This is a genomic window from Amycolatopsis rhizosphaerae, assembly GCF_007713715.1.
Taxonomy (GTDB): Bacteria; Actinomycetota; Actinomycetes; order Mycobacteriales; family Pseudonocardiaceae; genus Amycolatopsis_E; species Amycolatopsis_E rhizosphaerae.
In genome coordinates, this window is sequence record NZ_VJWX01000309.1 from 1 (window position 1) to 8563 (window position 8563).

Here is an 8563-nt window from a genome sequence, read left to right on the forward strand (position 1 = left end):
AGCCTCGACATGCCGCCCGGCGGCCCGGTACTCGACCCGCAACTGCCGCCACCCCGGCGACACCTGCGACGCCACCACCGCCCCGACCTGACCGACAAGCTCCCGCTGCTGCTCCGGCCGCAACGGCCCCGCTGGCTGACTCATGGCGCTGTCCCCCTTCACTCGCCTGCCGGTCGGATGCCGGTGAGGAAGTTACGTGGCAGGTACTCGGACTCGATGTCGGTACTCATCCCGGCTGAGCGGGCGAGCACCGCGATCGCCAGCGGCGCGAGCGCGAGGAACCCGTCCGGAGAGTCGGCGAGCCCGTCGGCGCTCCAGAAGGTCCGGTGCTGCCGGACCGCTTCGGTCAGTGCCGCGGTGAACTGCGCCTGGTCACGGCGAAGCAGGTGGTAGAACGCCCGGATCGGCGGGTAGACCAGCTGGAGCATGACGCGGGGCGGGGTGATGCGGGCGTTGTCCGGGTCGGTGCCGTCCATGACCGCGCCGAACAGCTCCGGCGTCACCTCGCGGTGGGCCAGGAAGGTACGCACGGTCTCCACCCACGGCTCCAGGTACGCGTCGTGTTCCGTCCCGGCCGCGCGCAGGGTCTCCGGCGACACCGCGCACAGCCGCTGGATGAGCGCGTCGTTGCGGTCGATCACGGCCAGCCAGGCCGCGTTGAGCCAGGCACCGGGGTTCGCCGCGGAAACCGGTCCGGTGGCGGCGAACCGCACCGGCTTGGCCACCACCGTCTCGACCGGCCTGCCTTCGCCGGTGTCGGCAGCGGTGAAGACCGCGGTGGCGGCCTGGGCCGCGATGCGGAGGTCTTCCCAGGTCTCCGGCTGCTCCGCGGCCGGGTCGACGACCGTCCGCCACTGCGTGAGCATGAGCGTCGTCTGCTGCAGGTTCTTCAGCGCGGCGGCGTTCTTCCCGACGTGGTCGAGGTACATGATGACCTGTGGTGACAGGTCTTCGATCTCCTCCCACGCAGTGCTCTCGTCGGTGGGGTGCCTCGGCACGGTGGTCATCGCGATCATTCCTCCGGCTTGGCGTTTTCGGCATTGGACAGGGGTGACTGGTAGCCGTAGCCGTTGTACGGCTTGTAATCGTAGCCAAGGTTGACGTGCGGCGTGACCGACTCGTCCACCCGGGCGCGGACCTCGACGTAGTCGAGCCGTCCGTCCAGTTTGGCCCGTTCCAGCGCGTTGGCCAGCTCCCTGCTGCCGCGCCTCATGTGCTTGAGTGTGTCGTCGAAGTAGTCGGGGTGGCCTTGCTTGACCGTGCGGCCTTCCAGGGGTAGATAGCGCTCGCTCGGCTTGCCGCCGGGCCCCTTCGCCTCGTGGACGATGTAGTGCGGTTCGCCGCCGTTCTTGTAGTCGACTTCCCAGATCTGGTCGAAGTTGGTGTTCCCCGGCTTGCTGCCGTCGGTGGGGTGGTGGGGGGTGATCTCCGCGCGGACGGTGCCGTCGGCGTCGACGAGCTGGAACCGCTGGTCGCCCGGGGTCGCGTCCGGGTGGGGCCGGAAGTCGAACTCCTCGTGAGGGAACGCCTCGCGGAACTGCCGGTACACCCGGTCGCGAATCGCGTGGTTGGACGCTTCTTCGCCCAGCACTTCGGAGGCGTTGTTCTTGGCGTTGTGCGCGTCGACCCAGCCGTCGGAGTCCGGCGGCGTGTCGTCGTAAACCTTCTTTTTTGCTTCGCGGTCGGCGATCTTCGCTTCGATGTCGTGGTAGTCCCGCTCGCGCCAGTTCCTCGTGTCGGCGTGCCCGCCGGGCACGTGCTCGGGCGGGAAGCTGTCCGAACGGGATTCGTCGAACCCGAGCGATTCGGCGGGCGGCCGGTCCTTCTTGAACGCGGGCTCGCCGTCCACGAGGTACAGCTCCGGGTGCGGCGGGTTCGCGTTCATGACGCTGGGCCTGCGGCGCAGTTCGACCGTGCCGTTCGCGTTGACGCGCCGGTAGTAGTTCTCCTCGATGTACTTCGGGTCCGTGATGTTTTCGCTGTGCGGCCTGCCGTTCGGGCCCGGTCTGTCGCGCCAGTCGCCGGACTCGTCACCGTCACCGCGGTGGCGTGCACTGTCGACGTCGACGTCTTGTGGTTCGCCCTGGCGCGACTCCGGCGCGAAGCCGTCATTACCCGAGCGTCGGCTCGAACCATCCGGACGGTGGGTGTGCCATTCGCCGTTCGGCGGGATCCGGGGCCGCATCCGGCCGTCCGGGCCGATCTCGAAGTCGGTCGAGAAGACGTGGCCGTGCGAATCGGTCCACGCCCGCTTCGTCGACGCCACGACCTCCGTGTCAAGCTCACGCGAAAGCCAGCTGGCGAAGCCGTTGGAACTCGCGTCGCAGCCGATCAGCCGGATCGGGCGGCCGTCATAGTCGCCGCTGCCGCACAGGATGTCCGCGAATTCGTCCGGCGTGTAGAGCCGGTCGCCGATGCGGGCCTGGCCATCCCGCGTGACGTCCACGTCCACGGTGTAGCGGCCCTGGGGGTCGGGTTTCACCCGGTGCGGCAGGTCCCCCATCTCCGGGTCGCCGGCATGGTACGAGATGCCCGACGGTGTCCTTTCGGAGTACCGCGCGTTGATTTCGTCCAGGTTCAGCGACTCGACGTCGCCGTGATTGCCGTGCGGACCACCAGGGTGGGCGGCCGGACCGTTATCGACCGAGAGTTGCTCGACCAGTGAGTTTTCGCCCGCCTGGCAGTACAGCACGCCGTCGAAGTCCAGCTGGGCCATCACCTCCGCGGCGAACGCACGCACCTCGTCCAGGTTTGTGTCGGCGTCGACGTGGAACAACAGGTAACTGCGGTTTTCGCGCGGGACGAGCGCACGCTGCTTCCTGGCATGTGCCAGCACCTGTTCGCGGGTCGCCTCGTCGACCGACGAGAGGTGGCTGACCGAGAAATCCACCTGCCGCGCAGCCGATGCCCGAAGGTCGACGAGGCCGAGGAGATCGCCCCGTGCGTCGTATTCGGGCAGCCGGAAACCCTGGAACACGATGTCCTCCAGATCGGTGCCACGCCACCGGTCGGGGTCGTCCAGGCGGCGCAGGCCGTGGGCCAGCAGCACCAGCCTGTCGACGTCCAGGGACATCTCCCTGAGGCGTGCCGGTTCTCCGGCGACGCGTTCTCGATCGTTCTTCTTTTGTTCCTCCCGATATTTGGCGGCCGGGTCTCTCCGGAGCGTGAATCGATTCCTCTTCGTTTCTTCGCGCGCTGGAGTGTTTTCTTCCTCAGCGCGCTTCAGGTGGAGTTCCCAGGCCCATGCGGCGCGGGACTGACTCCGTACCCGCTCGACCGGCAGGACGCCCCGGACCACGTCCGAACTGGGGGAAGAAGCGGCATCCCGGTGGAGCAGGCCCACCAGCCGCTCGGCGACCAGCGCGCGGGGGCTGCCGGGGCGGTCGTTCCCGAGTGACTCCAGTATCGCCGCGGTGTCGGCGTCGGCCGGATGCACTTTGACTTCCTCGGCCGCGATGGCGGTGACGAGATCGCGCAGCAGGTTCCCGGCCTCCGGACCGGCGGCCGCGCACAGTTCGCGCACCGCCGCCCGCTCCGCCGGGTTCGACACTGCCCAGGCGTCGTGCAGCGCGTCGGGCAGCAGCGTCGCGAGCCGGACGTCGTCACCGGCCGGCAGCACCGCCGGACGCAGCCGGGCCTTGAGCACCACCCAGGACGGTCCCGCCCATGGTTCCGTGGAATCGGTGTACTGGTACAGCACGCTGTCGGCGCCCCGCCTGGCCAGCGAGCCGGTGAAATCCCACAGCCACGCCCGCTCGCCCTCGGTCCACGCATGGTTCGAGAGGTCGGCGGGGCCGTCGATCACGACATGGCGGCTCGCACCCCCGGCTGGTACCGCAAGCAGAAGCTCGGCCTGCTCGGCCGCGTCCCGTCGGCCCTCGGGAGAGAAGTCGTCCAGGCTTACCGTTGCCACCCACACCTCGCTGGTGTCACCGAGGTGTTTCAGGATCTCGACGATCCCCGGCAGATCGTCGCGTCCCTGCACCGGTACCCACGTTTCGACATGGTCCGGCAGTCCACGGGTCAACAACGACCGTATGCGCGTGTCCGAGCCGTCTCGTCTGACACGCCACATGTCGTCGGTCAACCGCGTGACCAGCCGCAGGTTCCGCAGAGCAGACCCCGGATCGCGCCGGACGGTCCAGAGCCGGTCGATCAGGTTGTCCTCACCCGCCTGGCAGTACAGCACGCCGTCGAAGTCGAGTTCGGCCATCAGGTCCGCGCCGAACGCCTGGATCTCCGCCAGGTCAGCGGTGTCGTGGTCGAGATGGAAGAAGAGGTAGTTCAGCCCGTCCTTTTTGGCCAGCGCGCGTTGCTCCCTCGCGTGCGCCGTGACCCGTTCACGGGTCGGGTCATCAGCCGAGGGCACGTGGCTGACCGCGAAGCGCACCGAAACGTCGTTGTGCAGGACGCCCTCGAGATCGGCAAATCCCTGAAGGCGGCCCTTCTCGTTGTGTTTCGGAGCTCGCATCTCGACGAGGGTGACTCCCTTCAGCTCGGTCTGCTCGAGCTTGTCCACTATCGACGTCTGACTCCGCAACTCGAAGGCAAGCAACGCCAGCCGGTCGGTGTCCAGCGCCAGCGCCTTCAGGTAGTCCTGTCCGGAAACCACGCGGACGTGGCCCGGTTGGGCGATGATGGGCCTGGTCTGGATTTCCTTCGTGTTCAGGAATGGGTTCTTGTTGAACTCCGAGCGTTCGATGACGTTGTCCGTGCGCAGGGATCTTGCGTTCTCCCACGCCTTTATGGCACGGGAACGGGAACTGAGGTCGGAGTCCAGCGGAAGGACTCCTTCTGATTTCGTGGTGCGCGGAAAATATCGACGGACCGGTTGCTGGCGGAGTGGGGCCAACCATCTGGCGATGGACCCCCGACGGTGGGGAGCGAAGTCGTCCAGCGCCTTCAGTGCCGCCACGGTATCGGCATCTGCCGGAAGAGGGATTCCCACGCGGGGAGCGAAACCGTTGATGAGGTCGTCCAACCCTCTCATCGCGGAACCGCCCGGACGGGGCATTTCCGCGCGGCGAGCGACACCGATAACCACATCCTCCAGCACGTTCACCGCCGCCGGACCGGCCGCCGCGTACAGGTCGCGGAGCAGGGCTCGCTCGTGGTCCTCCAGCGCTTCCCACACGTCGTGCAGCGCGTCGGGCAGCAGTTTCTTGAGCCGGGCCGCGCCTCCCGCGGCCAGCCCCGGGTCGCTCTGCCAGTCGGTGAGGATCACAGGCGTCAGACTCTCCTCGGCCTCTGCCGGGTCGGTGCACAGCAACACCACGCTGTCGGCGCCCTGCCTGAGCAGGGCACCGGTGAAGTCCCACAGTCGCCGTCGCTCGAGGTCGCTCAAGGTGCGGTCCAGTAAGCCGCGCCCAGAAGTGATCACTACCGCACGGTTCGCTTCGGACGGCAGTGCGAGCTGCCGACCGGTGTGGACGGTGGCCTCGCCCAGAGTTGACGCCGAGAAGTCATCCAGGTGAACCACCGTCACCCAGGTCGCAGGCCCGTGCTGCATGTCCGCCACCACGTCGACGATCCCGAGCAGTTCCTTCCGCTGGCCGTGGACCGGCATCCGCACGGTGTACTCGTCCAGCTCGTTGCGTTTGTCCAGGCTCATCCAGTTGGCGACCACAGCCGCCGGATCGGCTTCGATGGATTCCGCGTACAGGAGCGACAACAGTTGCTCGCGGTATTCTCCCGCGATACCCCCGTCGAACCACACTTCGTCGAACCCCGGCGCGATCCTCCGCACGGTGCCCAGCGGCGGCGGCTGATCGGGCCGCCGGATCAGTTGGTCGTAGACGTTCCAAGCTTCGACGGCGCGGGACAGCGGCCAACTGGTTGAGGAGCGCGGGGTTCGGCCGTCGGGTCGCTGGAGGAGATACGCCAGCTCCTGGGTAACCGCACCCCGCAGAGCCAGACGAGTCAGATTCGACAACGACTCGGGGACATCCGTCACCATGGTGCCGGTGCTGTCGGCGACCAGCGCCCGGACCACATCGGCCAGCACGAGCGTGGCGGTCCGGGCGTCGGCGCGGGCGCTCAACTCCGACAACGCATCCCGTTCCGCCGGCACCAACGCGTCCCACAGCGCCGGGGCTACGTCGGCGACCAGCGGTGGTGTCCGGCGCCCCCCGGCAAGGACACGCAGCGACTGGGTGGGCTCAGCGGGCTCGGAATCCGACTCCGGCCTCAACCAGAGCACACCATCGAGTCCAGCCTCCCGCATCATCCGTTCGGCGAACGCCGTCGCACCTTCGGCGTTCTCGGCCCGGTAGACGACGAGGTAGCGCGCGTCGCCCGACGGCAATGCGCGGAGCCGTTCGAGGCAGGACTCCATCAGCTCCGGCGAGAGGACGAAACCGTTCAGGGGCAGCGTCGTCAGCCACAACGGTCGTCCGCCGGGAAGCTCGCCGGCGACATCGGCGATCCCCCGTAGTTCGCCGCGCTCATCTCGGACCGCTGCGCGTACCTTGACCTCACGCAGTCCGGTCAGCCCGTAGTCCGCCAGCCGCTCGGCGTCCGCGTGCGTCAGCAGGTGCGCGATCACCACCGCCGGATCGATTTCGACCGACAGCTTGGCCAGCAGTTCCGCCAGCTCACGCCGCGCTTGGACACGCTTGGCCTGATCCGTGTGTTCCGTGCGTTCCGCTTGGCTGGGCAGGGAGTCCAGCAGCAGCGGCCGGGCACGCGGGAGATCGATCGGTGGTACCACGCTCGGCAACTGCAGTAACAGGGCTGGATCGGGCTCACCCAGCAACTCCGACCGCAGCTCCCACGCCTTGACCGTGCTGTTCAACCGCCAGTCCACGCTGGCGCCCGAGCCATGAAGGACCACCTCCCGCAGCGCCACGGCAACCGACGTTCGCCGGTCCTGGTCGGTCAGTGTGGCCAGCGCCGCGACGACGGTGTCCATCCTGTTGCTGGTTTCCGGGAGGAATCCCCGCACCACGTCGGCCAGCACCAGCACCGCGGTCGACGCCCCCGCCACTGTGGACAGTGTGGTCAGCACCTCCCGTTCCGCCCTGGTGAGCGCCTCCCACAGCGCAGGCGCCACCTCGGCGGGGTGAAGCGCGGGCCGATGTTCGGCCGCGAGAACCGTGAACGGCCGTTTCGCCTCTGATCCGAGCATGGGTGTGTTGAACTGGAACACGCCGTCCAGCCCCGCCTGGCTCACCAGACGCCCGGCGAAGGGCCGCACAGCTTCGCCGTTGTCGTTCGGGGAGACGACGACGAGATACCGCAGCGCATCGGCCGACGGCAGTGCGCGAAGGCGTTCGACTTGCGCACTCAGCTCCTTTTTCCCACCGGGGAAATCGTCCAGCCTCGCCACCGCGAACCACACCTGGCGCCCGCTGGGCAGCTCACCGACGACGTCCACCACGCCAACCAGATCGCCCTGTTCTCCATGGACCGGCACTCGCACCCGCAGGTTGCGTAGCCCGGTGATGCCGTAGTCCGCCAGCTGCGGTTCGTCCAGTTGCGTGCTCAGGTAGCCGACCACGGCCGCCGGATCGGTCGCGACCGAGCGCTCGGCCAACAGCTTCGCGAGCTGTGTCCGGGCCTCCGCGCTTGCGGCCGCGTCGCCTCGCAGAGCTTGACTGATCAGCGGTTCAGCTCGGCGCAGATCCCCCGGGGGGATCACCGTCGGCACGGCGCTCACCGGCGACGACGTGGTGGGGAAACGGACAAGCTCGTCGCGAAGCCTCCAGGCGGAGACCGGCGCCGCCATCCGGGCGTCGACTGCTGACATGCCCATTTCGCCGGCTGCGGGTCCTCGATGGAGGAAAGCCGTCAGTGCCGACTCAACCTCGGCCCGTCGGCCCGCCCGACCAAGCGCGGACAACAGGTCGGTGACCGCCAACCATTCCGTGCCGGTGGCAAGGCCACGCACGATGTCGTCCAGCACCGCGATCGCGGTCCGTACATCCGTGGTTCTGACCAGCCCCTCCAGTGCGTGCCGCTCCGCGGTCGTCAAGGCGGCCCAGGTGTCGGGCGCGGCGCTCGCGACCGTCGATGCCGGCTCACCGCTCCAATCCCAGGCGGCCTGCGACGGACCGGCAGCGTCGCCGAGGCCGCCTCGGTAGATGGCGGTGCGTTCGGTTTGGGGAAGTTCGTCAAGTGCGTCGGAGGGTTGGTAGAGGGTGGCGCCGGGTCGGAGGGTGGTGAGGTCGATGGGGAGGAGGTAGATGGCTTGGGGGTTTTCTGGGAGTTGTGTGGCGTGTCCGTTTTGCGGGTCGATGAAGATGGGTACGCCGGTGTCGTTGTTGACGACGACGGCGGTGACGTGGCGGATTGTTTGTCCGTTGATGCCGGTGGAGACGGTGGCGAGTGCGGCGGCTGTGTTCTCGCGGCCGCTGAGGGTTTCGACGGCTTCGCTGTAGTTGTTATGGGCTAGCCAGACGCCGCCGACTTCGTGCCAGAGGGCTTCGAGGGTGTTGCGTCCTTGGGCGTCGGGTGCCTGCGAGGAGGTGGCGCTGGTGTCCCAGCCTGCCAGTGCGTAGAGGAAGTCGCTGACGGCGATGACGCAATTGTCTTGGTAGTCGTTTTGGGCGGCGTTGGGTTGGTG

At 68.0% G+C, this 8563-nt stretch carries 1 protein-coding gene and 1 pseudogene; both read right to left on the minus strand.

Features of this window, described 5'->3' with window-relative positions; all coding sequences use genetic code 11:
• Positions 1–158: 158 nt before the first annotated feature.
• Entirely contained in the window at positions 159–1007 is an 849-nt protein-coding gene (locus tag FNH05_RS25375) for an immunity 49 family protein (RefSeq protein ID WP_144591222.1), read from the minus strand.
• Between the two features lie 5 nt (positions 1008–1012).
• Positions 1013–8563 (minus strand): annotated as a pseudogene (locus FNH05_RS25380) (hypothetical protein); the annotation flags it as partial.

What these genes read in the sequence shown, in the direction of transcription:
- FNH05_RS25375 (WP_144591222.1), bottom strand. Translation starts at nt 1,007, where the DNA reads ATGACCACCGTGCCGAGGCACCCCACCGACGAGAGCACTGCGTGGGAG.